Origin of the sequence: Chromobacterium sp. IIBBL 290-4, assembly GCF_024207115.1 — a bacterium.
Taxonomy (GTDB): domain Bacteria; phylum Pseudomonadota; class Gammaproteobacteria; order Burkholderiales; family Chromobacteriaceae; genus Chromobacterium.
In genome coordinates, this window is record NZ_CP100128.1 from 5,093,550 (window position 1) to 5,117,379 (window position 23,830).

Sequence of the window (23,830 nt, forward strand, 5' to 3'; positions counted from 1 at the left end):
TAACCGATAGGCTGTAAGTACTTGGCAATCGCCTTCTCTAGAAAGGAGGTGATCCAGCCGCAGGTTCCCCTACGGCTACCTTGTTACGACTTCACCCCAGTCATGAATCCCACCGTGGTAAGCGGCCTCCTTACGGTTAGCCTACCCACTTCTGGTGAAACTCACTCCCATGGTGTGACGGGCGGTGTGTACAAGACCCGGGAACGTATTCACCGCAGCATGCTGATCTGCGATTACTAGCGATTCCGACTTCACGCACTCGAGTTGCAGAGTGCGATCCGGACTACGATCGGTTTTCTGAGATTAGCTCCACCTCGCGGCTTGGCAACCCTCTGTACCGACCATTGTATGACGTGTGAAGCCCTGCTCATAAGGGCCATGAGGACTTGACGTCATCCCCACCTTCCTCCGGCTTGTCACCGGCAGTCTCATTAGAGTGCCCAACTAAATGATGGCAACTAATGACAAGGGTTGCGCTCGTTGCGGGACTTAACCCAACATCTCACGACACGAGCTGACGACAGCCATGCAGCACCTGTGTTAACGCTCCCTTTCGGGCACCAAGATATCTCTACCAAGTTCGTTACATGTCAAGAGCAGGTAAGGTTTTTCGCGTTGCATCGAATTAATCCACATCATCCACCGCTTGTGCGGGTCCCCGTCAATTCCTTTGAGTTTTAACCTTGCGGCCGTACTCCCCAGGCGGTCAACTTCACGCGTTAGCTACGCTACCAAGGATTCAAACCCCCAACAGCTAGTTGACATCGTTTAGGGCGTGGACTACCAGGGTATCTAATCCTGTTTGCTCCCCACGCTTTCGTGCATGAGCGTCAGTGTCATCCCAGGGGGCTGCCTTCGCCATCGGTATTCCTCCACATCTCTACGCATTTCACTGCTACACGTGGAATTCTACCCCCCTCTGACGCACTCTAGTCGTGCAGTCTCCAATGCCGTTCCCAGGTTGAGCCCGGGGCTTTCACATCAGACTTGCACAACCGCCTGCGCACGCTTTACGCCCAGTAATTCCGATTAACGCTTGCACCCTACGTATTACCGCGGCTGCTGGCACGTAGTTAGCCGGTGCTTATTCTTCAGGTACTGTCATCCCCGCCAGGTATTAACCAGCGGGATTTCCTCCCTGACAAAAGTCCTTTACAACCCGAAGGCCTTCTTCAGACACGCGGCATGGCTGGATCAGGCTTGCGCCCATTGTCCAAAATTCCCCACTGCTGCCTCCCGTAGGAGTCTGGGCCGTGTCTCAGTCCCAGTGTGGCGGATCATCCTCTCAGACCCGCTACTGATCGTCGCCTTGGTGAGCTCTTACCTCACCAACTAGCTAATCAGACATCGGCTGCTCGTATAACGCGAGGTCTTTCGATCCCCCGCTTTCCCCCTCAGGGCGTATGCGGTATTAATCCGGCTTTCGCCGAGCTATCCCCCATTACACGGTACATTCCGATGCATTACTCACCCGTTCGCCACTCGTCAGCGGTGCAAGCACCCTGTTACCGTTCGACTTGCATGTGTAAAGCATGCCGCCAGCGTTCAATCTGAGCCAGGATCAAACTCTTCAGTTCAATCTCATAGCAAATTTTCTGGCACGCAAGTTCAAAGAAATAAACAAGTATCTCTTGTCTCTTGCAGTGCAAGTATTTGGCTTTCACCAAGCACTTACACCTATCGGTTATTCGTTCTGTTAAAGAGCAGTGCCGGTGCAGTTTTCGTCACCTCGGAAACCGTTTCGTTTCCGCTGTTTCGTTCGCTGCGTCAGCTGAGGAGGCGAACTATACGCCCGGGGCCTGGGGTCGTCAACACCTTTTGCGCGAAAAATCAGGAAAAATCATCGCCAAACCGCCAGCCGGCAGGCAAGCCCATGATCTGGCTGAAGATATGAACAAGGGGTATTTGCAAAACCCCTCAGCAAAGCTGATGCATCCCCTCCTCCAGCACACCGCGACGGCCAAAAACAAACAGGCCAGCGTTGCCGCCGGCCTGTACTGATACATCTATATAGTCACACTCAGCTCTTGCGCAGCTTGGCGAAGGCGGCCGCCATCGCGGTATCGCCCTGCGGCGCGGAAGACTGACCGCGCTGCTGGCGCGGACGATTGTCCGAGCGGCTATCACTGCGGCCGCCGCGGCTATTACCGGAGCCGACCTCATCATCCAGCCGCATCGTCAACGCAATGCGCTTGCGCGCCACGTCCACTTCCAGCACCTTCACCTTGACCACATCGCCGGCCTTGACCACCTTGCGCGGATCGTCGATGAACTTGTTGGACAGCGCCGAGATATGGACCAGGCCATCCTGATGCACGCCGATATCGACGAAAGCGCCGAAGTTGGCCACGTTGGTGACCACACCTTCCAACACCATGCCTGGCTGCAGATGTTTGATGTCCTCGACGCCGTCCTGGAAGGTGGCGGTCTTGAATTCCGGACGCGGGTCGCGCCCCGGCTTGTCCAGTTCTTTCAGAATGTCCATCACAGTCGGCAGGCCGAAGCGCTCGTCGGTGTAATCGGTCGCGCGCACCGACTTCAAAAAGGCGGAATCGCCGATCAAGGTTTTAACCTCGCGGCCGGCCTTGGCGACGATCTTCTCCACCACCGGATAAGCTTCCGGGTGCACCGACGACGCATCCAGCGGGTTGTCGCCGCCGGCGATGCGCAGGAAGCCGGCCGCCTGCTCGAAGGTCTTGTCGCCCAGACGCGGCACTTTCAGCAATTCCTTGCGGGTGCGGAAGGCGCCGTTCTGGTCGCGATAGGAGACGATATTGGATGCCAGCGTCGCATTTAGGCCGGAGATGCGGGTCAGCAGCGGCACCGAGGCGGTATTGACGTCCACACCCACCGCATTGACGCAATCCTCCACCACGCCGTCCAGCGCGCGCGCCAACTGGCTTTGATTGACGTCATGCTGATACTGACCGACCCCGATGGATTTAGGGTCGATCTTCACCAGCTCGGCCAGCGGGTCTTGCAGACGGCGGGCGATGGATACCGCTCCGCGCAAGCTGACGTCCATGTCCGGGAATTCCTTGGCCGCCAATTCCGACGCCGAATACACCGAGGCGCCGGCTTCGGACACCACGATCTTGGTCATGCCCAATTGCGGGAAGGCCTTGATCAGGTCCTGCGCAAGCTTGTCGGTTTCGCGGCTGGCGGTGCCGTTGCCAATGGAAATCAGATCCACTTTGTGACGCGTGCACAGCGCGCCGAGGATGGCGATGGACTTGTCCCACTCGCGGCGCGGCTCGTGCGGATAGATGGCGGTGGTGTCCAGCACCTTGCCGGTATCGTCGACCACGGCCACCTTGCAGCCTGTGCGCAGGCCCGGGTCCAGACCCAGCGTCGCGCGGCGGCCAGCCGGCGCGGCCAGCAGCAGATCGTGCAGATTGGCTGCGAAGACCTTGATAGCCTCGCCGTCAGCGGCGTCCTTCAAGCGCGACACCAGCTCCAGCTCCAGCGACAGGAATATCTTGGCGCGCCAGCACAAACGCACGCCGTCCAGCAGCCACTTGTCGGCTGCGCGGCCGGCGTCTTTGACGCCGAAGCGGGCGGCGATCAGCATTTCATAGGCCGAACGCTCGGTGATGGGCGTTTCGTCCGGCTGGTATTTCAGCGCGACGCTCAGCACGCCCTCGTTGCGGCCGCGCAAGAGCGCCAGCGCTCGGTGCGACGGCATCGCCTTGATATGTTCGCGGTGGTCGAAATAATCGGAGAACTTGGCGCCCTCCGTCTCCTTGCCGGAGACGACTGCAGCGGCCAGCTCGCCTTCGTTCCACAGCTTTTCGCGCAATTGGCCCAAGAGCTCCGCGTCTTCGGCGAAGCGCTCGATCAGGATGGCGCGCGCGCCGTCCAAAGCTGCCTTGATGTCGGCAACGCCAGCTTCAACATTGAGGTAGGTTTCGGCCAGCGCGTTCGGATCTTGCGACGGGTCGGCCAGCAGGCTGTCGGCCAACGGCTCCAGACCGGCTTCGCGCGCGATCTGCGCCTTGGTGCGGCGCTTGGGCTTATAAGGGAGGTACAGGTCTTCCAGCGTGGTTTTGTTGTCGCTGGCGTAGAGGGCCGCTTCCAGCTCGGGGGTCAGCTTGCCTTGCTCGGCGATGCTCTTGAGGATGCTGTCGCGGCGGTCGTCCATTTCGCGCAGATAAACCAGGCGCTCGGCCAGCGTGCGCAGCTGGGTGTCATCCAGCCCGCCGGTGACTTCCTTGCGGTAACGGGCGATGAAGGGAACGGTGGCGCCGCCGTCGATCAACTCGACAGTGGCCGCCACCTGCGATTCGCGGACGGCAAGCTCAGCCGCCAGGCGGCTGGAAAGGCTTTTCAGCATCGGTTTTTATTCTTTCGCGTCGAACAAAAAACGCTACTGTACCGCCATCCCGCGCAAAATCAAGCCGCGACCGGACGCGCCAGCCAGGCCTGCGCCTCTTCCACCAGATCGAAATACTGAACATGGGTGTGCGACAGCAGCCCCGCGATATGGGTGGCCAGCCGGATCCAGACATCGCCCACCACGATGGCGACACGCCCCATTTTGGCCTCATGGGCGCGCATGAACTTCACCTCTTCCAGCGCCATATCCAGCGTGAAGTCTTTCAGTTCGGACAGATCCAGCAGCATGTCCGGCTTGGGATGCTCCTCCAGACGCTTGAGCAATGCCTGCTCCAGCAACTGAAAATCGCCCAAGGTGAATTCATTGAACAAGGCCACATCCAGGCCATAATCTTGTTCCCGGATCGAAATCATTCGCTTTCTCCTCTTCTTTGACCTGCAGCCTACGCCGGACCGCGACGCAGCCAGCCCACTATGCGTCCGCGCGCATTGCGATACGGCGATGCGCTATTGAACTGTATCATTCTGCCGCGGGTCCACTTCCCATACCAGCATGCGCCATACAATTCGGCATCGGACAAACCCTCCACCAAGCGCGCCAAGGCCTGAAAGCCGTCATCCAAACGCGTCGACAACTCTTTCGCGCTCAGGCCGCGATAATCACGATAAAACTTTCCCGCCAATAAACCAAGCTGGTTCCAAGCATAGCCGGTCTCCGGAAAATCTATCGCCAGTCCCGCGGACTCTCGCTCATGCCATTTGAGCACCAACGCGTTCCAGCCTATCAAATAGGCCAATAAATCCGCCACGCTCATCAGCGTGCCTTTGGCATGCCCCTCCAGCGATGGCTCAAATAATCGCTCCTCTGGCACACGCTCGAGCGCTTTGCGCAAGGAAGCATAAGAACTACGCATCGCACCCAGCAATTCATCCTTGCTTTGCGGCACAGCCATAGCGCCCTCGCCAACATTATACCAACGACATCATCCTAGCGTCTTCCAGCCAGCATGCCACTGATCATGATCAAGCCCATGGCCAACAGCGAATCCATCGTCAATATATCGCCCCACACCAAAGCGCCCAACAAGCAAGAGAACACAACGGTCAAATACGATAGATTGGCCGCGGTCAGCTTGCGCCCCACCTTGTAAGCGCGGGTCATCGCCAGTTGAGCCAGCGTAGCAGTGACACCCACGCCCAATAGCAGCGAAACGTTTTCCAGCGTGACCGGGTGCCAGCGCTCAAAACACATCAACAGCAAGCCGCCCACGCTGGAAATCAGCGCGAAATAAAACACAACCCGCCATTCCGCCTCGCCTTGCCTGCCCAGCTCGCGCACATGCAGATAAGACCAACCGGCCAGAAAACCCGACGCCAGCCCCATCAGACCGGCAAACCACACCTCGCCCGACAAAGTCGGCCGCAGCAGCAATACCACGCCGACAAAGCCCAGCGCCAAACCCATCATGGCGCGCGCGGGCAGCTTCTCCCGCAACAAAACCACGGACAGCAAGGCCAGGAACATCGGCGAGGTGTAAGTCAGCGTGGACGCCGTCGCCAAAGGCAGATGGGCGATGGCGTAAAAAGACATCAACAGCGAGGCATAACCTATCACCCCGCGCTGCAGATGGTAGCGCAGCAAGGGCGTGGCGAAACGCTCGCGCCGCCACAAGGCCGCGCAGCCCAAGGCCAGCACGCCGATCAGCGTGCGCCAGAACACCAGTTCCGTGGACGAGAAATACTCCGCGCCCAGCTTGACGAACAAACCCATCAGCGCGAAAAACAGCGCCGCCACCACCATCCAGCCCGAACCCAGGCGAAAATTCGCCAACCTGCCTGCTACCGCCAATTGATCTTCCTCTGCTAACTGCTGAAAACTATTTCTTGCCAACCGCCACGCTGAGGCAGATCGCCTCCATCTGCCGCCTATAGGTGCGAAACTCCGACGCATTGGCCGTGCAGCGCGCCTCCAGCAGCCGGCTCTTGTCCACCAGCTGCATCACATGCAGATTATGGCGCACGATCCACAAGCGATTGGAAACGAAGCGGCCGTCCCGATACTCGGTGACCAGCCTGCCCGTCTTTTGATTGAGCCTGACGAAGTTTGCCGCCTCCCTGTCGCCGTCTTCCGAACGGAGTTGCGCGGCAAGCTTGGCCAGGGTTTCCTTTCTCGCCAGCTTGCGCAGACCGATCTGCACCTCGATGGCGGCGCGCTCGCGCTGATCCGCCTTGGGCGGAATCACCCGCAACATCCGCGCGCCGTTCATAGTGGCCGGCCGCACCTTCCAGCCAGGCGGCACCGTGAAATGGATTTTGCTGACTGGATCGTTATAACTGGCCGCCCAAGCCGACGCGGCCGCCAGGGCGAGCGCCAATACAGTGATAAAACGGAAAATTGCCGACATCTGGGGACACGAAGAGTGGAAAATAAAAAAGGCGCGTATTCCGCGCCTTTTCATTATGGCATTCAAATGCCTGTCTCAGCCAGCCAATGCCGAGCCCATCATCCACCGATAGTACTCGTGGAAGTGCAGCATGCCTTCCTCGGTCGGCGACTGGTACGGCCCCACCTCGCTGACGCCCGCCATCCACAAGGCCTTGCGGCCCTCATGCATGCGATAGCAGATTTCGTCGTCTTCCTTGGCGGTTTCAAAGTAAGCCGCTTGCTCGGCCTCGATGAATTCCGGCTCGAACCACACGGCGTCTTCCGGATAGTAAAACTCGGTGATCACCGTGCACTTTTCCGGACCGCGCGGAATCACCACGCTCACCACCAGCACATGCGGATACCACTCCACCATGATGTTGGGGTAGTAGGTCAACCAGATGGCGCCGAACTCCGGCTGCTGTTCGGCATAGCGGCGCAGCACTTCCTCGTGCCACTTGCCGTATACCTTGGAGCCGGCGCGCGCCAGGCGGTTTTTCACGCCCACCGTTTGCACGTGGTATTGCTCGCCCCACTCCCACTTCAGATCCGCACAATCGACGAAATTGCCGAGGCCGGGGTGGAAGGGGTCGACGTGATAGTCTTCCGAATACACTTCAATAAAGGTCTTCCAGTTGAAGTCGTATTCAGTGGACTGCGTCGAATGAAAGGCATAGCCATCGAAGGTCATGTGCTTGGCGACGCCCAGCTTGGCCAGATCGGCGGCGATATCGCGGCGCGCGTCGAACAACAAGCCGTTCCAGCGGGTCAGCGCGGTCTGATTCAGATTCAGGCATGGCGTTTCCGGGAAGTGCGGCGCGCCCACCAGCTTGCCTGCGGCGTCGTAGGTCCAGCCGTGCAAGTTGCAGACGATATGATTGCCGTTGCCGCGGCCTTTATAAATGATGGCCTGTCGATGGCGGCAGACGTTGGAGATCAGCTTGATCTCGCCATCGACGTTTTTAAGCATTTTGCCATGGCCCAGCCAATCCAGCGTGTGATAGTCGCCCGGATTGGGCGTCATCAACTCATGGCCATAGTACTGGGGCGCGTCTGCGAACAGCAGCTCCTGCTCCTTGGCGTAGAACGCGGGATCGAAATAGGTATAAACGGGTAGCTGGGCTGCAGATGCTTGAAGCAGTTGAGCAGAAGCCAGATCAGACATTATTCCCACACCTCCGTGGTAGAAGATATAAGACCAGCCGAATCTCGCTCGGGACGAGTTTGCGGGACTATCAAAAACAATCAATCAAAACAAGGCGAAAGCCTCGCTTCACAAGGGCCGAATTATGCCTTCGCCCCCTCCCCGGGGCAAGCGTTAATTCTTTATGACAATCCCTCGTCAAGCCCGTTTTACCGCAAGTTATCGCCTCTCACCCCGATTCCAACAAGCATTCGACACGATAGTTAATCAAAATCAAATACTTGCCACTTTTAGTGCGGCGCAACATTAGAAGCCGTTAATTTATAGTGATATACTAGCCTCGATATCGTTGCCACACCGACTGTCAGATTTCCGCCCTCGCCCTGCCGCCGCAGGGGGAAGCGTCCAGCTCGCCACGCTGCAAAGCCCTGATATGGCAAGACTGCGCTTTATTTCTTCCCCCCATGCGGCGCGGCGTAAGGTAAGGCTAGCCAAAAGGCTGCGCATGCGCTACCACACGGTAAGGACGCAGGCGCCGAGCCACCGGGCAGAGACGCCGCGCGCTGACAGCAAACCGGTGATAACAGCATCGCACTGGATTTTTTCATCGATTTAGTCCGTTTTTTTCAAATTACATGTTCAAAGCTATGAATTCCAGCATCCTCGTCATCAATTGCGGCAGCTCCTCCCTGAAATTCGCGCTGATCGACAGCGCCAGCCACGAAGCGGTCATGACCGGCCTGGCTGAGAAACTGGGCCTGGCCGACGCCTGCATCACCTTCAAACACGACGGCGGCAAGCAAACCGCCCTGCTGTCCGCTCCGGACCACGCCGCGGCCATGCACGCCATCATCGAGAAACTGCAGCAAGTGTCGCTGCTGGACAGCGTGAAAGCCATCGGCCACCGCGTGGTGCATGGCGGCGAACACTTCAAGCAATCGGCGCTGCTGGACGAAAACGCCATCAACGAAATCGAACGCTGCATCAAGCTGGCGCCGCTGCACAATCCGGCCCACATTCTGGGCATCCGCACCGCGATCAAGGAATTCCCGAGCCTGCCGCAAGTGGCCGTGTTCGACACTTCCTTCCATCAGACCATGCCGGAAAAGGCTTATCTGTACGCCGTGCCGATGAAGCTGTACCGCGAAAACAGCCTGCGCCGCTACGGCATGCACGGCACCAGCTACCGCTTCGTGGCCGAAGAAGCCGCCAAGATGCTGGGCAAGCCGGCCGATGAGACCAGCCTGGTGATCGCCCACCTGGGCAACGGCGCGTCCATCTCCGCCATCCGCAACGGCAAGTGCGCCGACACCTCGATGGGCCTGACCCCGCTGGAAGGCCTGGTCATGGGCACCCGCTCCGGCGACATCGACCCCAGCGTATTCGGCTACCTGGCCACCGAGCGCGGCATGGACGTGCAGGCCACCACCAATATGCTGAACAAGGAATCGGGCCTGCTGGGCCTGTCCGAGCTGTCCAATGACTGCCGCGAGCTGGAAGAAGCCGCAGCCAAGGGCCATGAAGGCGCCAAGCGCGCGCTGGAAGTGTTCGCCTACCGCCTGGCCAAGTACGTCGCCTCGATGAGCGTGGGCGCGGGCCGTCTGGACGCCGTGGTATTCACCGGCGGCATCGGCGAGAACTCGTCCTTCCTGCGCGCCGAAGTGATCAACCAGCTGGGCTTCCTGGGCCTGAAGCTGGACACCGCCGCCAACGAAGCCTGCATCCGCGGCAACGCCGGCCGCATCACCTCCGCAGACTCCGTGCCGGCGCTGGTGATCAACACCAATGAAGAGCTGATGATCGCCATGGACACCGCCGAACTGGCCGGTCTGGCCAAGTAAGGAAGGCGCGCGATCATGCAGACATTCTTTCTCGCCCCCACCGGCTTCAACGCCGGACTGACCTCGGTCACCCTGGGCGCCATCCGTTCGCTGGAGCAGGCTGGCCTGCGCGTGGGCTTCGTCAAGCCCATCGCCCAGGACACCAAGGACGGCGAAGCCGAGCGCTCCACCCACTTCGCCCACGCCATCTGCCGCCTGAACCCGCCGCAGCCTATCAGCATGGAGCGCGTCGAGCACCTGCTGTCGCAAGGCCAGGTGGACCAGTTGATGGAAGAGGTCGTCAGCCTGTTCCAGCAAGCCTCGCAAAATGTGGACGTGGTGATCGTGGAAGGCCTGGTGCCGGACCAGAAACAGGTGTTCTCCACCTTCCTCAACACCAAGATCGCCCGCAACCTGCAGGCGCAGACCATCCTGGTCAGCTCTGTGAAGGATCTGGGCGCGGCTGAAATCGCCGAACAACTGGAAATGAACATCCAGGCCTTCGGCGCGCAAACCGTGTCCGGCTACATCCTCAACCACGTGCTGCCTAGCGCCGATCGCGCCGAACTGGCGCGCGAGGTGCAGCAATCCGGCAATCTGAAAAAGGCCGGCCTGCCGCTCTTGGGCGTGATTCCGTATCAGCCGGAGCTGCTGGCCCCGCGCACGGAAGACGTGGCTCGCTACCTGAACGCCAATGTGGTGCATGCCGGCCAACAAGCCAGCCGCCGCGTGCGCAATATGGTGGTGGCCGCCCGCACCGCGCCGAACATCGTCAACCTGCTGAAGCCGGGCGCGCTGATCATCACCCCGGGCGAACGCGAAGACGTGGTGATGGCCACCTCGATGGCCGCCATGAACGGCGTGCCGCTGGCCGGCCTGCTGCTGACCTGCGACTCCCAGCCGGACCCGCGCATCCAGCAGCTGTGCCAGCAAGCCTTCACCGGCGGCCTGCCGGTGCTGGCCACCTCGCTGAACTCGATGGAAACCGCCAGCGCGCTGAACGCAATGAGCCATCAGGTGCCGTCCGACGACTTGGAGCGCATGGGCAAGGTGATCGAGCACGTCGCCGAGTTCCTGGACGTGTCCACGCTGAAGCAAAGCGTGGGCGAGCCGCGCGAACTGCGCCTGCCGCCGCCGGCCTTCCGCTTCCAGCTGATGGAAAAGGCCCGCAAGGCCAACAAGCGCATCGTGCTGCCGGAAGGCAATGAGCCGCGCACCATCCAGGCCGCCGCCATCTGCCAGAAAAAAGGCATCGCCCGCTGCGTGCTGCTGGGCAACCGCGCCGAAATCCTGCAAGTGGCCGAGACCCAGGGCGTGACGCTGCCGGAGTCGGTGGAAATCCTGGATCCGAACGAAATCCGCGGCCAGTACGTGGCGCCTATGGTCGAGCTGCGCAAGGGCAAGGGCCTGAACGAGCCGATGGCCCTGGCGCAACTGGAAGACACCGTGGTGCTGGGCACCATGATGCTGGCGATGAACGAAGTGGACGGCCTGGTTTCCGGCGCCGTGCACACCACCGCCAACACTATCCGTCCGGCGCTGCAGCTGATCAAGACCGCCCCGGGCTCCAGCATCGTGTCCTCGGTGTTCTTCATGCTGATGCCGGAACAGGTCTACGTGTACGGCGACTGCGCCGTAAACCCGGACCCGACCGCTGAACAGCTGGCCGACATCGCCATCCAGTCCGCCGATTCGGCCGTCGCCTTCGGCATCACCCCGCGCGTGGCGATGATCTCCTACTCCACCGGTTCTTCCGGCAGCGGCAGCGACGTGGAAAAAGTGCGCGAAGCCACCCGCATCGCCCAGGAGAAGCGCCCGGATCTGCTGATCGACGGCCCGATGCAGTACGACGCCGCCTCGGTGGAATCCGTCGGCCGCCAAAAGGCCCCGGACAGCCAGGTAGCCGGCCGCGCCACCGTATTCGTGTTCCCGGACCTGAACACCGGCAACACCACCTACAAGGCGGTGCAGCGCTCCGCCAACGTGGTGTCGGTGGGCCCGATGCTGCAAGGCCTGCGCAAGCCGGTCAACGACCTGTCGCGCGGCGCGCTGGTGGACGACATCGTCTACACCATCGCCCTGACCGCGCTGCAAGCGGAACAGACTCCGGCTCGCTAAGACCAATGCTGGAACGCATCGAAACGGCTCCCCTGCGGAGCCGTTTTTTTTGCAAGTTCCTACTATGAATCGACAAACCAACAAGCCTTCTTCGCTGCCGCTACGCGCAGCATGGCCAAAATCTTCAATCGAGGTTTGAAAATGGAAAACCGCTCAACCCTCCACACAGAATCAGGCGTGCGTCTGCGCCGCGTTTCCAATCGCCCAGGCCGACACAACTGGCTGTTGCTGCCAGGAGGCCCTGGATTAGGCTCTGAGAGCTTGGCTTCGCTGGCCTCTTGCCTGGACGTTGACGGCGCGGTCTGGCTGGTGGACCTGCCCGGAGACGGCAACAACACCGGCCAGCCGGAAGATTATCAGCGCTGGCCAGGCGTCATCAGAGAAGCGGCCCGCGCCCTTCCCCACTGCGTATTCGTGGGCCATTCCACCGGCGGGATGTATTTGCTGTCGACGCCTGAGCTTGAGCCCCTGCTGCAAGGCATGGTGCTGATCAGCTCCGCGCCCGATGCCCGCTGGCAAGCGCGCTTCGCCCGCACCAGCGAGCAGCATCCGCTTCCCGAGGTTGGCCAGGCTTTCGAGGCCTACTCGCAAAATCCTAGCGCCGAAACGCTTAAGCGGCTGACACTAGCCGCCGCGCCCTGGAACTTCTCTCCGGCGTCGCTCGCCAGCGGGCGCGCCATGCTGGAAACCTTGTCATACAATGTGGCAGCCATGAAGTGGTCCGGCCAACATTTCGATGCGGAATACCAAGCCCGCTGGTGGCCGTCCCAGCTGCCGGTGCTGATTCTTTCCGGAAGCGAGGACCGGATCGTCGATCAGTCGCTATGGCAAGACAGCGCCTACCAAGGCGCCAATGTGCGCCACGCGCTAATCGAGGGCGCAGAGCACTTCCCGTGGTTTGAAGCGCCAGGCCAAGTCGCGGCGGAGTTTACCCAGTTCGCGCAGCGATTGACTTAATCCCTCCACCCCCTCCAAAAAAAGAAACCCCGCCTTGCAAGCAAGAGCGGGGCAACCATTGGGCGCAAAGCGTCGAAATGCGCCTATGCCAACATCTCCAACAACCGCTTGGCCACGCCGCCCGCGGCGTGATGGCCGATAACCGTCGCGCTCGGCACCCGCTGAAGCAAGCCCGGATGGGCATTGGCCATGATGTGGGGCATGCCGGCCAGGCTCAGCATCTCGGCGTCGTTCAGGTTGTCGCCGAAGGCGGCGCAGTCCTCGGCCTTCACGCCCAGATGCTTGAGCAGCAGAGCCAGCGCGCTGCCCTTGTTGACGCCCGGCGCCATCACCTCCAGATAGCAGATGTGGAATAGGTCATGGACACCTCGTCGCCGAAATCGCGCGCGATGTCCCGCTCCACCTCTTTGAGCTGCTCGGGCGTGCCGCAATAAATCACCTTGGACACGTCATCGGCGGCGAAACTGGCCAGATCATCTATCTCCGTCACCTGGCCGGTGTAATGGCTATATTCGCGCTTGCTGTGGTAAGCCATGATGCAGTCGTCGCGATACACGCCCAACTCCGTATCCCTCACCAGCTCAGGCCGCAGCAAACGGCTGATCAGATCCTGGGACAGACGCGATTGAAACAACAGGCTGCCGTCGGCCAGATGCACGCGCGCGCCGTTGGCGCTGATCACCGGCACCGCCGGCAAATCGTCCGGCCACAGTTTGCGCACCTGACGCTCGTGCCGACCGGTCGCCACCGCCATGGCGATGCCCTTGGCCGCCACTTGCCGCAAGGCGGCGTACGTTTCCGGCGCCAATTGCGAGTTTTCGTTCAACAGCGTGCCATCCAGATCGGAAACCATCAGTTTCATTGCGTCCACTCCTATTGCAGAACAAGCATCATTATGCACAACCATGCAAGAACATGCACGAAATCTTTGACCAACCAGGCATAATCGTGCAACATCCGCGCATTCCCGCTTAGAGCCCACATCATGCGCAAAGAACGCCAACCCGCCTCCGGCCTGCCCTCGGACCGCCATCAATACATCCGCCAGCAACTGCTGCAGCATGGCCGGGTGCTGGCCGGCGAATTGGCCGCTACCCTGGGCGTGTCAGAGGATTCGATCCGCCGCGATCTGCGCGAACTGGCCGCCAACGGCGTATGCCAACGGGTATACGGCGGCGCCATCGCGCTGCGCCCCATCGACACCAGCTTTGAGCAGCGCCGCCACGAACACCCTGTCCGCAAGGCCCGCCTGGCCGCCACCGCGGTGCGCCAGCTGCGGCCCGGCCAATTCGTGTTCCTTGACGGCGGCACCACCAATCTGGAAATCGCCCGCGCCCTGCCCGCCGACCTGCCGCTGACCGTGGCCACCAACGCCATTCCCATCGCTGCGGAGCTGTTCGGCAAGAAACAACTGGAAGTGCTGGTGCTGGGCGGCAGCCTCAACCACAAAAGCGGCGACACCGCCGGCACCATAGCCACCCGCATGCTGCAATCCATGCATCCCGACATTTGCTTCCTCGGCACTTGCTCGGTGGACCGCGAGCTGGGCGTCGGCACCGTCATGGCGGAAGAGGCGGCCTTCAAGCGCATGCTGGTGGAGCAGTGCGGCCAAACCATCCTGGCCGTCACCAATGAAAAGCTGGATACCGCCTCCCCTTTCGCTGTGGCGCCGCTGGGCGACATCGGCCTGTTGATCGCCGAGCCGGACGCCGATCCGGTCAGACTGTCGCATTTAAGCGCCGGCGGCGTGCCCGTCCTGCTCGCCGACTGAGTTTTTATTCCAATGGCAATATTGCCTAGAATCAAACAATTGTTTTAAAGTGCGCTTGGAGCGCGCTTACGATAAAACCTTACAAATCAGCGTGCTTTTCCATCTGGAACATCCTTGGAGGGGAAACCATGTCGATACAGGCCATCACAGAATGGTTCATACCGGACACCGTCCGACAGGCGCCGGAGCAAGCCATCCGCGCCCGAACCGTGGTGGGCGTCGGTCTTTTGGCCGGCCTGATGGCGCCGTTGTTCGCCGTCGAATACCTGATGCTGGGCCATTATCCGATGGCCGAAGGCATCGCCCTTGGCGGCCTGGGCCTGCTGTGCGGCCCTTTTCTATTGCGCCTGAGCGGCGCGGTGCGCCTCACCGCCGAATTCATCACCAGTTGCATGTACGCCATGGTGTGCTGGATGGTGTTCGTCAACGGCGGCATCCTGTCCACCAGCCTGATGTGGTTCGCGGCCATCCCGTTTACCGCCGTCTTCATCGGCACCCGCCGCTCCGGCATGTTCTGGCTGGCGATGTCTCTGGCCGCGGTCGGCGCGGTGATGTGGCTGTCCGGCATAGCCGCCATCCCGCCCACCCCGCTGCCGCGCGAGGAACTGCCCAAGCTGCAGGCCAAATCTCTGGCCGGCTTGTCCTTGGTGGTGCTGGTGCTGGCCCTGGCCTTCGACAAGGCCAAGGCCAAGAGCTTTGAAAAACTGGAAACCGCCCGCCAGGACGCCGAGCGCGCCAGCCAGGCGCTGGCGCAGATGATGGAGCAGATCAGCCTGTCCATCCGCGACGCCTCCGGCGCCAGCCGCCAGATCGCCGCCAGCACCGGCAGCATGGCCAAGACCATGGCCGAGCAGCAGGAACGCTCGGAAGACATGGTGGTGGTGGCGCAGCAGATGGCGGTGGTGACCAGCCAAAACGCCGAGCAGTCCACCACCGCCACCCAACTGGCGCAAACCGCCGGCGGCGCTGCGCAGGAAGGCGGCAAGGCGATGGACCAGGCGGTCGGCCAATTGGGCCGCGCCGGCGAAGTGATAGGCCACGCGGCCGGCAAGCTGGAAGAGCTGGGCCAGCGCAGCGCCGAGGTGAGCGGCATCGTGCAGCTGATCCGCGACATCGCCGACCAGACCAATCTCTTGGCGCTCAACGCCGCCATCGAGGCGGCGCGCGCCGGCGAAATGGGCCGCGGCTTCGCCGTGGTGGCGGACGAGGTGCGCAAGCTGGCCGAGCGCACCCAGAACGCCACCCAGGACATCGAAACCAAGATCAAGCTGATCGTCGACGCACCAATCTGGCCATCGTGGCGATGCGCGACGGCAACCAGCAAATGCAGGCGGGACGCGACCACGCGCAAAACGCCCAAAGCAAGCTGTCCGGCATCATCCGCGAAACCAGCCAACTGGCCGGCCTGCTTGATCAGGTTTCGCAAGCGGAAAGCAATCAGAACCAGGGGCTTCGCGCAATTCGCCGGGGACATCGTGGCGGTGGGCGAATCCACGCGCAGCCTGTCCGGCGAAACCCGCAACATCGCCGAGGCGATCCGCCAACTGGACGAACAGATGGACAAACTGCACCAAGCCGTAAGTCGTCAAGACGCCTTGTCATCTTCATCCGCGATTCCCCGGCCCGCATACCATTGAAACCGCACGCGGCTTGGCGGTGGACATCACGCCGCCAAGCCGCGCACGGCCATCACTCAGGCAACCGGCCGTGGTTGCGCTCGCTTTATAACAAAGTCCAGTGTATTGACAGAATATGGCTCCCGCCCTAGCCTGCACTTCCATCCACATCCCGCCTCGCCACAATGCCTTCCTCGAAGCGCCAGCGCTCAGCCGCCGAAAGCGACCAGTTGCTGCCCCTCCCCCTTCAACACATCCAAGCGCTGTCCGGCGAAATACGCGGCCAACCCAATATTGCCTGCTTGCGCGCCTATCATCTGGCCGTCGGCTTGACCTTCGCATTGATCGGCCTGGGCATCTGGTCCCTACTCTTGCTCCCGGAAATGCAAGGCAAACCCGCCATCGGGATTTTTCTCTTGCTCCTCATCGGCGCGCTGCTTTTAGGATCTGCTTACGCCATCCTCAGGCGCTTGCGCCGTCCTCTGCACCATGAACTCAGCGTGAGCGACAGCGGATTGCATATCCGCACGCCTTGCTCGTGGATGCTTGCTGGCGCGCGCCAGGATACGTCTATCGCCTGGTCTGAAATCGTTCCATCTCCTGACGGCGGATGCGATGTGGAAACCCTGTTCTCCACCAGCAAATCCATCGCGCGGGATCTGGTTTTCTGGCGCCGGAAACGCCCAGGGCGAAAATCAAAATGCAACGCATCCCGTGGCAGAGATTCTCCCGCCTGACCTTTGCCAATGGCGAGGAGCTTAAACGCGCCTTGCTGTTGCGCCTGGCCTCGAAACCCGGTTTTCGCTTCGCGGCCGATGTCTTTGTCGCCGCGCGAGTCAATCCGGTCGATTGGCGTCCCATGCGCGCCCCCATGCGCATGCAATCGCTATCTTTGCTGGCATCGGGGGCCCTGCTGACTGCGGTTTGCCTGTCTATGGATACACATCAGCCCTTGCTGCAAAGATCGTGGCCCTTGCTTGCCGTTTTGCTGGCTTGCGCGCTTGGCAGCATGCTGCTTTGGTGCTGCTTGTTCCCCGACTTGCGCCAATCCATTCGCTTTCTCCCAGAGGGGGATAGCGCTCTGGCGAAGCCCTGCCAAGACGAAAAAAAACAGCCGACACCGCGCTCAAACATCCGCGCGAAAAACGCTAAAGCGCTTCCCATCATCGATCTGAAAAAACAAATCATGCCCAGCTCCAGCTCACAGCCCTCGCAAACCCCGTCAGTCCTATCGCCCAAAGAGCTGTTATTGCGCTACGCGCTTATCTCTTTGATTGTGACAGGCATATTCTTTTTCCAATTCAAAATGGATGCGCCCAATCACGGCTCCGGCGATGGCATCGGCCTTGGCGTCTTCATCCTGAATCTGATCCATCACGCAGCCATAGCCGCTCTCGCGCTGTTGGCATTGACCTGGATCGGCATCCCTAAAGGCAAGCGACTTGTTTTTATTCTCTTATCGCCGCTGCTAACGGCCCTCAGCCTCACGCTGCTTCCAATCATCGATGCGATTCAAGAACCCCGCGCCATCCACCGACTGGCAACGCAGCGCTAAAGCTTTCAATGCTTTTGGCGCCCATTTTCCCGCAGGCAGCCTCGTGCGCACCAGCGGATATTGGTTCTGGAAAAAGGCAAGCGATGGCTCAAGCGAGCACCCAATCCAATGGGGTTCGCTTTCCATCCTGAAATTGGAACAAACGTTATACCCGGCCTGGACAAGAAAAATCTCGAGGCCACCCTGGCAAAACCACAAGCCATCGCGGCTGGGCATGCTCGACCAACGCGACATTCGAGCTGCCGCTGAAACAGCGCGATAACGAGCCTTACTATTGGCCCTTTACCGGTTGCAATCTGGATCTGCCTGCGCTGCAAACCATGCTGGGCGGGCATTGGAGCCTGCCCACCGAACTCTCCCGCAATGATGGCGACGACGAACCGTGGACGCTGTCGCAACGCGAGCCCTGAAATCCGCTGTCAAAAGCCACAAATAGTCGATGGCTTCAAACTGAACTACATTCAGAGGCGGCGGCTGAATGGCCAGCGCCGCATGGTTTTCCTGCTGGCGCAAACCTGCGGCGACATAACCATCGGCCGCTATCGCTTCCCCCGATGACAGCTATCTGCAGCAAAGGGAAATAAACGAATACTGGCTATCCGGCTCCGGCAAAAACTTGGCCACTGGAGAAAGCGTCAGCTGCGTGAAACTGAAATCTACGACAGAAGCCCTTTCCCATGCTGACAGCCGCAGCGGCGATCCATCGCCTCACATTCTTTCGCGATGAATCTTGGTCCGCCATTTGCCTTGACCAGCCGCCGCTCCGTCGTGACCATCACCGAGCCGCCATCGTCGTAGCTCAGAGACTCATCCCAAGAAGACACCAGGGTGAGGCGGCCCTGGAAATAACGATAGGTTTCGCTGCTATGGCTGCAACAGCCTCCCCGCGAAGCGGACAAGATGCGCTTGCGTTTAGCGTCTATCTGCAATTGCGGCAACTCTGACAGTTTGGCGTTTGCGCTCAAACCGCCCCGTCCGCTTTTTGAAAACATAAACGTTATGCGTGTCGTTCGGCCCCGCGCCTCCCGCTTGCTCCAACACCAGCAGATCGAGCTCGCCATCAAAGTTGACATCGACCAGCTGAACGACATCCTCATCGGCGCTGCGCGACTCCATCGCGCTGATGTCGTAGAGCGTCTGGGCCACCTTGCCGCTGCGCCTGTCGCGCGCTTCGATAGCCAAGGGCAGGCGGTCCAAGCCGTTCTCGTCTCCTTCGCTCAACAAAACGCGGAAACGAAAGCGAGGATGGCGCGCCGCCTGTTCCACCCACTGGCCGCCCAAGGCGTCCGCTCGCAAAATCCAGCCTGACTTGGCCCGCCCCTCATGATCAAAAGCATCCACTTTCAGCCAGTCGCCGTCCACGGCCAGCACCGCGGCAAAACTGTCTTGCGGCAACGATTCGGTAAAACCTGAGGCGTCGGCGCTGTGATGCAAAGCCGTGGAGCCCGACAGATAAAGGATGTCGCGGTAGTCCCGCGACTGCAGCAAAGAAAAGTCGGAATGACGGCGCGTCACCTTTTCATGGCGAATCCACCGCCCAAAAGCCTCAGGATTGCAATTGTCGAGCATGCAAGCGATCTGCTCATCGCCAGTCGGCTTGCGGGTAGGTTGAATGCGCTCGCCCTGTTCGCTGTCATTGAGCTCGGGCCAGTCCAGGGACAATAAGTCTCCCTGCCGACTCACGCTAGGCTCGCCTCGGCCTGGGTCGCCGCTGCAGATAGGCCGATCGGATGCATAGTCATGCCAATCCGGAAAACCATAGGCCCGGCAAATTCTCTCTGCGGACTCTCTCCCGTCCCACCCAGGGGCCGCCAGAAAGAACACCGTATTCTGTTTCTCTCCCTTGGCCACCACCGCGTAACGGATTTTGGCCGATGGCGGCAGCGCCGGCATATCGACAAAGCGCCGTTTCAGCTCCGTTTCATCCGGAGTGCGCGGCGCGCTCCACGCGGCCGGCTCATTAAGGCGGTAGATGCCAGGCGCCAGCAAACCCTCGGCATGAGCCAGCCCCATCGCCAGAGCAAGTCCAAACAACAGCGCGCGCATACACTCTCCAATCGATATTTCAGCCACGCGCACTATACCGTTTGCCACGCGGCATTGCATAAAAGCCGCATATCGCATAGCCGGCCACGCCCCAGCTAGCGTGGGGAAAACAGTCCAGAAAACTGCGCGCTCAAACGATTTTCAGCCCCGCATGCGCGCGCCAGCGGCTGCAGGATGCATAAGAAGGCCGTGTGATATCGCCGCAAGCAGGCCTATCCCCTGCCGCGCCGTCAGCCTTTCCAAGGCTATAGCCAGGCGGGGAGCCCTTGCATCCTTGCGCGCCATCACCGGAAACGGTCTGGCGCTACCTATTTGTTATGTTATAACTTTACTTTGATTTTATGTAATGATAACATTTCCAAAATCATTCTCACCTCCCCTCATGACAGCCACCCACGCAACGGCAACGCAGCACGCCTCCGACAACCTGGCCGTGCTCGCCGCCATCTTCGAAACCGAGGCCGAACTGTGTCTGTACCGCCGGCCGCCCGACGCCGACATCGCCGGCTACCTGAGCCGCGCCGGACTCGAAGGCCGGCTGGGCCTGGGCTGGCGGCGGGTGCTGACGCCAGGCGAAACCCACGACTTGCCACTGGCCGAGCTGCCGGCCGCGCGGCGCTGCAAGCCGACATCGCCTGGCTTTGCGAACTGTACGCCACCCTGACCGGCTGTCCGCGCGTCGGCGCGCGGCTGGAAGTGCTGCGGCAGGCGATGTGCCCACGCTTCCACGCAGACCGGGTGGGGCTGCGCCTGCTGTGCTGCTACCAGGGCCCCGGCACCGAATGGCTGCCCGACGCCGCCGCCGATCGCTCGCAACTGGGCGCCGCTGCCCAGGGCCTGGCCGACGAGCAGTCGGGCCTGATTCTCGATGCCGCGGCCATCGGCCGCGCGCCGCCGTTCTCGGTGCTGCTGCTGAAAGGCTCGCAATGGCCGGGCGCGCGCGGCGGCGCCATCCATCGCTCCCGCCGCCGGCGCCGGACCAGCCCCGCGTGCTGCTGGCGCTGGACGCCATCTGGTAAACCCTTCCCCCCTTCCCAAGGAGCAAACATGAACAAGCTGCCGGTAACGGTGCTGTCCGGCTTTCTAGGCGCCGGCAAGACCACGCTGCTGAACCACATCCTGGCCAACCGCGAAGGCAAGCGCGTGGCGGTGATCGTCAACGACATGTCCGAGGTCAATATCGACGCCCGGCTGGTGCGCGAAGGCGGCGCCCAGCTGTCGCGCGCCGAGGAAAAGCTGGTGGAGATGAGCAACGGCTGCATCTGCTGCACACTGCGCGAGGACCTGTTGCTGGAAATCCGCCGGCTGGCCGCGGAAGGCCGCTTCGACTACCTGCTGATCGAATCCACCGGCATCTCCGAGCCGCTGCCGGTGGCCGAAACCTTCACCTTCCGACGAGGAAGGCCGCAGCCTGGACGATCTGGCGCGGCTGGACACCATGGTGACCGTGGTGGACGCCTGCAATTTCCTGCGCGACTACGCCTCGCGCGACAGCCTGGGGGACCGGCAGGCCAGCCTGGGCAACGAGGACGCGCACGGTGGTGGATCTGCTGATCGAGCAGGTGGAATTCTGCGACGTCATCGTGCTGAACAAGACCGATCTGGCGAACGCCGAACAGCTGGCCGAGCTGCAGGCAATCCTGCGCTCGCTGAACCCGCGTGCCGATCGTCTGCAGCGAATTCGGCCGCGTACCGCTGGATCGCGTGCTCGACACCGGCCGCTTCGACTTCGAAGCCGCCGCCGAAGCGCCGGGCTGGCTGGCGGAGCTGCGCGGCGAACACCAGCCGGAAACCGAAGCCTACGGCATCGACAGCTTCGTCTACCGCGCGCGGCGGCCGTTCCACCGCAAAGGCTGTGGCAATGGATGGGCCGGGAATGGCCGGGCGTGGTGCGATCCAAGGGCTATTTCTGGCTGGCCAGCCGGCCGCAGTTCGCTGGTCTGTGGTCGCAGGCCGGCGCGGTGGCGCGCCATTCCTGCGCCGGCTTGTGGTGGGCGGCGCTGGACCGCGAGGAATGGCCGGCCGACGAGGATAGCCTGGCGCTGATCCGCTCGCGCTGGCAGGAGCCCTTCGGCGACCGCCAGCAGGAACTGGTGCTGATAGGCATGGCCATGGACCGGCAGGCGCTGGTCGCCGCCTTCGACGCCTGTCTGCTCAGCGACGCCGAGATGGCGCGCGGCATGGCTGCCTGGCAAACGCTGGACGACCCCTTCCGCAGTGGGCGGTTGACGCGGAAGAAGCCGGCGTTTGAGCAGCCAAGCGGACGGCCTCATGCCGCCCGCTCTGTTATAATCGGCGGTTTACGCAATCCTCCGTTCTTTAGCCGATGACACCTGCCGCCCGCCTCGCCGAACTGAAATCCGCCCTGTCCTCCTGCCTGATCCGCGACCGCCACATCCTGCGCCGCAAACTGGCCGACGCCGCAGACCGGCTGAAGAAAAACCAGCCCGCCGACAAGCTCTTGGCCGACATCGCCAGCCAGGCGGAACGCTCGCGCAGCCGCGCCGACGCGCGCCGCGCCCATCTGCCCAAGCCCAGCTTCGACGACGCGCTGCCGGTCAACCAGAAGCTGGCCGACATCAAGGGCGCGATAGACAAGAACCAGGTGGTGATCATCTGCGGCGAGACCGGCTCCGGCAAAACCACCCAGCTGCCCAAGATCTGCCTGGAGCTGGGCCGCGGCGTGTTCGGCCTGATCGGCCATACCCAGCCGCGCCGGCTGGCCGCGCGCTCGGTGGCGACGCGGATCGCGCAGGAACTGGGCTCGACGCTTGGCGAACACGTCGGCTTCAAAGTGCGCTTCACGACAACTGTCGGAAAAATCGGTGATCAAGCTGATGACCGACGGCATCATGCTGGCGGAAACGCAAACCGACCGCTACCTGGAAGCCTACGACACCATCATCATCGACGAGGCGCACGAACGCAGCCTGAACATCGACTTCCTGCTCGGCTATCTGAAGCAGCTGCTGCCGCGCCGCCCGGACCTGAAGATCATCATCACTTCCGCCACCATCGACGCCGACCGCTTCTCCAAACACTTCGACGGCGCGCCGGTAATCGAGGTGTCCGGCCGCACCTACCCGGTGGAAGTGCGCTACCGGCCGCTGAAGCAGCGCGACGAGGACGAGCGCGAGATGGAGATGGAAGACGCCATCGTCGACGCCGCCGACGAATTGTCGCGCCAGGGCTCCGGCGACATGCTGGTCTTCCTGCCCGGCGAGCGCGAAATCCGCGAGACGGCTGAGAAACTGCGCAAGTCCGGCATCCGCGGCTACGAGATCCTGCCGCTGTTCGCGCGGCTGTCCAACGAGGACCAGCAGAAGATCTTCAAACCGTCGGGCCGCCGCATCGTGCTGGCCACCAACGTGGCGGAAACATCCTTGACCGTACCGGGCATCAAATACGTGATCGACACCGGCCTCGCCCGCATCAACCGCTACAGCCCGCGCGCCAAGGTGGAGCAGCTGCAGGTGGAGAAGGTCTCGCAGGCGGCGGCCCGCCCAGCGCGCCGGCCGTTGCGGCCGCGTCGAGTCCGGCATCTGCGTGCGCCTGTACGCCGAGGATGACTTCAACGCCCGCCCGGCCTTCACCGATCCGGAAATCGTCCGCTCCAACCTGGCGGCGGTGATCCTGCGCATGGCGGCGCTGCGGCTGGGCAAGGTGGATGAATTCCCCTTCCTGGAGGCGCCGTCCAGCCGCCTGATCGCCGACGGCTATCAGGTGCTGACCGAGCTGGGCGCGGTGAATGAGCAAGGCGAGCTGACGCCGGTGGGCAAGGAGCTGGCGCGCATTCCGGTGGACCCGAAGGTGGGCCGCCTGCTCTTGGCCGGCCGCGACTACCACTGCGCGCGCGAAGTGCTGATCATCGCCGCCGCGCTGTCCATTCAAGACCCTCGCGAGCGGCCGTTCGAGGCGCGCGATGCGGCAGAGAAGCGCAGGCGCGCTTCAACGACGAGAAGTCGGACTTCCTGTCCTTCCTGCATCTGTGGGACTTCTTCGCCGACGCGCTCAAGCACAAGAAAACCAATCGCCAGCTGGTC

Annotated in this window: 19 protein-coding genes, 1 rRNA gene and 3 pseudogenes; 13 read left to right on the forward strand and 10 right to left on the reverse strand. The window is 61.6% G+C overall.

All coding sequences use genetic code 11. The annotated features are described in order from the left end of the window. Positions 1–41: 41 nt before the first annotated feature. Positions 42–1,577 (reverse strand): 16S ribosomal RNA (locus NKT35_RS23900). 76 nt (positions 1,578–1,653) lie between these two features. Here NKT35_RS23900 and NKT35_RS23905 point away from each other — a divergent pair. Next, positions 1,654–2,001 (forward strand): hypothetical protein, encoded by a 348-nt coding sequence (locus NKT35_RS23905; RefSeq protein WP_254297753.1) that lies wholly within the window; start codon positions 1,654–1,656, stop codon positions 1,999–2,001. 19 nt (positions 2,002–2,020) lie between these two features. On the opposite strand, the gene NKT35_RS23910 is transcribed toward NKT35_RS23905, so the two are convergent. From NKT35_RS23910 to NKT35_RS23935, 6 genes are all read right to left on the reverse strand, one after another. After that, entirely contained in the window at positions 2,021–4,333 is a 2,313-nt protein-coding gene (locus NKT35_RS23910; RefSeq protein WP_254297754.1) for a Tex family protein, read from the reverse strand. Positions 4,334–4,392: 59 nt separating this feature from the next. Beyond that, the gene (locus NKT35_RS23915; protein WP_254297755.1) at positions 4,393–4,749 is read right to left on the reverse strand and encodes a SpoIIAA family protein; all 357 of its coding nucleotides are present in this window, start codon (positions 4,747–4,749) and stop codon (positions 4,393–4,395) included. Positions 4,750–4,778: 29 nt separating this feature from the next. Continuing rightward, complete coding sequence (locus NKT35_RS23920; protein WP_371926415.1) at positions 4,779–5,282, reverse strand: ClbS/DfsB family four-helix bundle protein; 504 nt, start codon at positions 5,280–5,282, stop codon at positions 4,779–4,781. A gap of 41 nt (positions 5,283–5,323) precedes the next feature. Continuing rightward, positions 5,324–6,136: a DMT family transporter gene (locus tag NKT35_RS23925; protein WP_254301432.1), complete on the reverse strand. Its 813-nt coding sequence runs from the start codon at positions 6,134–6,136 to the stop codon at positions 5,324–5,326. A 76-nt stretch (positions 6,137–6,212) separates the two neighbouring features. Beyond that, positions 6,213–6,740 (reverse strand): hypothetical protein, encoded by a 528-nt coding sequence (locus tag NKT35_RS23930; RefSeq protein WP_254297757.1) that lies wholly within the window; start codon positions 6,738–6,740, stop codon positions 6,213–6,215. Positions 6,741–6,815: 75 nt separating this feature from the next. Next, complete coding sequence (locus NKT35_RS23935; RefSeq protein WP_254297758.1) at positions 6,816–7,925, reverse strand: aromatic ring-hydroxylating oxygenase subunit alpha; 1,110 nt, start codon at positions 7,923–7,925, stop codon at positions 6,816–6,818. Between the two features lie 626 nt (positions 7,926–8,551). Here NKT35_RS23935 and NKT35_RS23940 point away from each other — a divergent pair. The 3 genes from NKT35_RS23940 (at position 8,552) to NKT35_RS23950 (ending at position 12,799) form a co-directional block, all read left to right on the forward strand. After that, positions 8,552–9,745: an acetate kinase gene (locus NKT35_RS23940; RefSeq protein WP_254297759.1), complete on the forward strand. Its 1,194-nt coding sequence runs from the start codon at positions 8,552–8,554 to the stop codon at positions 9,743–9,745. A 15-nt stretch (positions 9,746–9,760) separates the two neighbouring features. Beyond that, positions 9,761–11,842, forward strand: coding sequence for a phosphate acetyltransferase (gene pta / locus NKT35_RS23945; RefSeq protein WP_254297760.1), 2,082 nt, complete (start codon positions 9,761–9,763; stop codon positions 11,840–11,842). A gap of 141 nt (positions 11,843–11,983) precedes the next feature. Beyond that, positions 11,984–12,799 carry an alpha/beta fold hydrolase gene (locus NKT35_RS23950; RefSeq protein ID WP_256493423.1) on the forward strand — a complete coding sequence of 272 codons (816 nt, stop codon included), beginning with the start codon at positions 11,984–11,986 and terminating at the stop codon, positions 12,797–12,799. Between the two features lie 83 nt (positions 12,800–12,882). On the opposite strand, the pseudogene NKT35_RS23955 reads toward NKT35_RS23950, so the two are convergent. Further along, positions 12,883–13,862, reverse strand: a pseudogene (locus tag NKT35_RS23955) (HAD family hydrolase). Here NKT35_RS23955 and NKT35_RS23960 point away from each other — a divergent pair. The 4 genes and pseudogenes from NKT35_RS23960 (at position 13,785) to NKT35_RS23975 (ending at position 17,741) form a co-directional block, all read left to right on the forward strand. Further along, a complete protein-coding gene (locus tag NKT35_RS23960; protein WP_254297762.1) occupies positions 13,785–14,570 on the forward strand; it encodes a DeoR/GlpR family DNA-binding transcription regulator in 786 nt (261 codons plus the stop codon). The pseudogene NKT35_RS23955 and the gene NKT35_RS23960 overlap by 78 nt on opposite strands. Positions 14,571–15,559: 989 nt before the next feature. Next, positions 15,560–15,809, forward strand: a pseudogene (locus tag NKT35_RS24325) (methyl-accepting chemotaxis protein); the annotation flags it as partial. A 562-nt stretch (positions 15,810–16,371) separates the two neighbouring features. Continuing rightward, positions 16,372–16,923 (forward strand): hypothetical protein, encoded by a 552-nt coding sequence (locus tag NKT35_RS23970; RefSeq protein WP_254297763.1) that lies wholly within the window; start codon positions 16,372–16,374, stop codon positions 16,921–16,923. Continuing rightward, positions 16,887–17,741, forward strand: a complete 855-nt coding sequence (locus NKT35_RS23975) for a hypothetical protein (protein ID WP_254297764.1) — start codon at positions 16,887–16,889, stop codon at positions 17,739–17,741. Before NKT35_RS23970 ends, NKT35_RS23975 begins: the two co-directional genes overlap by 37 nt. 656 nt (positions 17,742–18,397) lie before the next feature. Here the strand turns inward: NKT35_RS23975 and NKT35_RS24330 are convergent. Further along, on the reverse strand, positions 18,398–18,733 hold the full coding sequence (locus tag NKT35_RS24330; protein ID WP_505190939.1) for an XAC2610-related protein: 336 nt from the start codon (positions 18,731–18,733) through the stop codon (positions 18,398–18,400). After that, positions 18,654–19,787, reverse strand: coding sequence for an XAC2610-related protein (locus NKT35_RS23980; RefSeq protein ID WP_254297765.1), 1,134 nt, complete (start codon positions 19,785–19,787; stop codon positions 18,654–18,656). Before NKT35_RS23980 ends, NKT35_RS24330 begins: the two co-directional genes overlap by 80 nt. Before the next feature lie 346 nt (positions 19,788–20,133). Between NKT35_RS23980 and NKT35_RS23985 the strand changes: the two genes are divergently transcribed. From NKT35_RS23985 to NKT35_RS24335, 5 genes and pseudogenes are all read left to right on the forward strand, one after another. Beyond that, positions 20,134–20,451, forward strand: coding sequence for a hypothetical protein (locus NKT35_RS23985; protein WP_254301435.1), 318 nt, complete (start codon positions 20,134–20,136; stop codon positions 20,449–20,451). After that, on the forward strand, positions 20,436–21,341 hold the full coding sequence (locus NKT35_RS23990) for a DUF1826 domain-containing protein (protein WP_254301433.1): 906 nt from the start codon (positions 20,436–20,438) through the stop codon (positions 21,339–21,341). Before NKT35_RS23985 ends, NKT35_RS23990 begins: the two co-directional genes overlap by 16 nt. Further along, positions 21,329–22,117 (forward strand): GTP-binding protein, encoded by a 789-nt coding sequence (locus NKT35_RS23995; RefSeq protein WP_254297766.1) that lies wholly within the window; start codon positions 21,329–21,331, stop codon positions 22,115–22,117. Before NKT35_RS23990 ends, NKT35_RS23995 begins: the two co-directional genes overlap by 13 nt. Continuing rightward, positions 22,114–23,552: pseudogene (hrpA, locus tag NKT35_RS24000) on the forward strand (ATP-dependent RNA helicase HrpA); the annotation flags it as partial. The gene NKT35_RS23995 and the pseudogene hrpA, both read left to right, overlap by 4 nt. Before the next feature lie 93 nt (positions 23,553–23,645). Continuing rightward, the coding region (locus NKT35_RS24335) for a hypothetical protein (protein ID WP_505190948.1) at positions 23,646–23,830 on the forward strand (185 nt) is incomplete at its 3' end.

What these genes read in the sequence shown, in the direction of transcription:
- NKT35_RS24330 (WP_505190939.1), bottom strand. Translation starts at nt 18,733, where the DNA reads ATGTTTTCAAAAAGCGGACGGGGCGGTTTGAGCGCAAACGCCAAACTG.
- NKT35_RS23975 (WP_254297764.1), top strand. Translation starts at nt 16,887, where the DNA reads ATGCAACGCATCCCGTGGCAGAGATTCTCCCGCCTGACCTTTGCCAAT.
- NKT35_RS23935 (WP_254297758.1), bottom strand. Translation starts at nt 7,925, where the DNA reads ATGTCTGATCTGGCTTCTGCTCAACTGCTTCAAGCATCTGCAGCCCAG.
- NKT35_RS23910 (WP_254297754.1), bottom strand. Translation starts at nt 4,333, where the DNA reads ATGCTGAAAAGCCTTTCCAGCCGCCTGGCGGCTGAGCTTGCCGTCCGC.
- NKT35_RS23940 (WP_254297759.1), top strand. Translation starts at nt 8,552, where the DNA reads ATGAATTCCAGCATCCTCGTCATCAATTGCGGCAGCTCCTCCCTGAAA.
- NKT35_RS23925 (WP_254301432.1), bottom strand. Translation starts at nt 6,136, where the DNA reads ATGGTGGTGGCGGCGCTGTTTTTCGCGCTGATGGGTTTGTTCGTCAAG.
- NKT35_RS23915 (WP_254297755.1), bottom strand. Translation starts at nt 4,749, where the DNA reads ATGATTTCGATCCGGGAACAAGATTATGGCCTGGATGTGGCCTTGTTC.
- NKT35_RS23980 (WP_254297765.1), bottom strand. Translation starts at nt 19,787, where the DNA reads ATGCGCGCGCTGTTGTTTGGACTTGCTCTGGCGATGGGGCTGGCTCAT.
- NKT35_RS23970 (WP_254297763.1), top strand. Translation starts at nt 16,372, where the DNA reads ATGCCTTCCTCGAAGCGCCAGCGCTCAGCCGCCGAAAGCGACCAGTTG.
- NKT35_RS23930 (WP_254297757.1), bottom strand. Translation starts at nt 6,740, where the DNA reads ATGTCGGCAATTTTCCGTTTTATCACTGTATTGGCGCTCGCCCTGGCG.
- NKT35_RS23960 (WP_254297762.1), top strand. Translation starts at nt 13,785, where the DNA reads ATGCGCAAAGAACGCCAACCCGCCTCCGGCCTGCCCTCGGACCGCCAT.
- pta (WP_254297760.1), top strand. Translation starts at nt 9,761, where the DNA reads ATGCAGACATTCTTTCTCGCCCCCACCGGCTTCAACGCCGGACTGACC.
- NKT35_RS23950 (WP_256493423.1), top strand. Translation starts at nt 11,984, where the DNA reads ATGGAAAACCGCTCAACCCTCCACACAGAATCAGGCGTGCGTCTGCGC.
- NKT35_RS23985 (WP_254301435.1), top strand. Translation starts at nt 20,134, where the DNA reads ATGATAACATTTCCAAAATCATTCTCACCTCCCCTCATGACAGCCACC.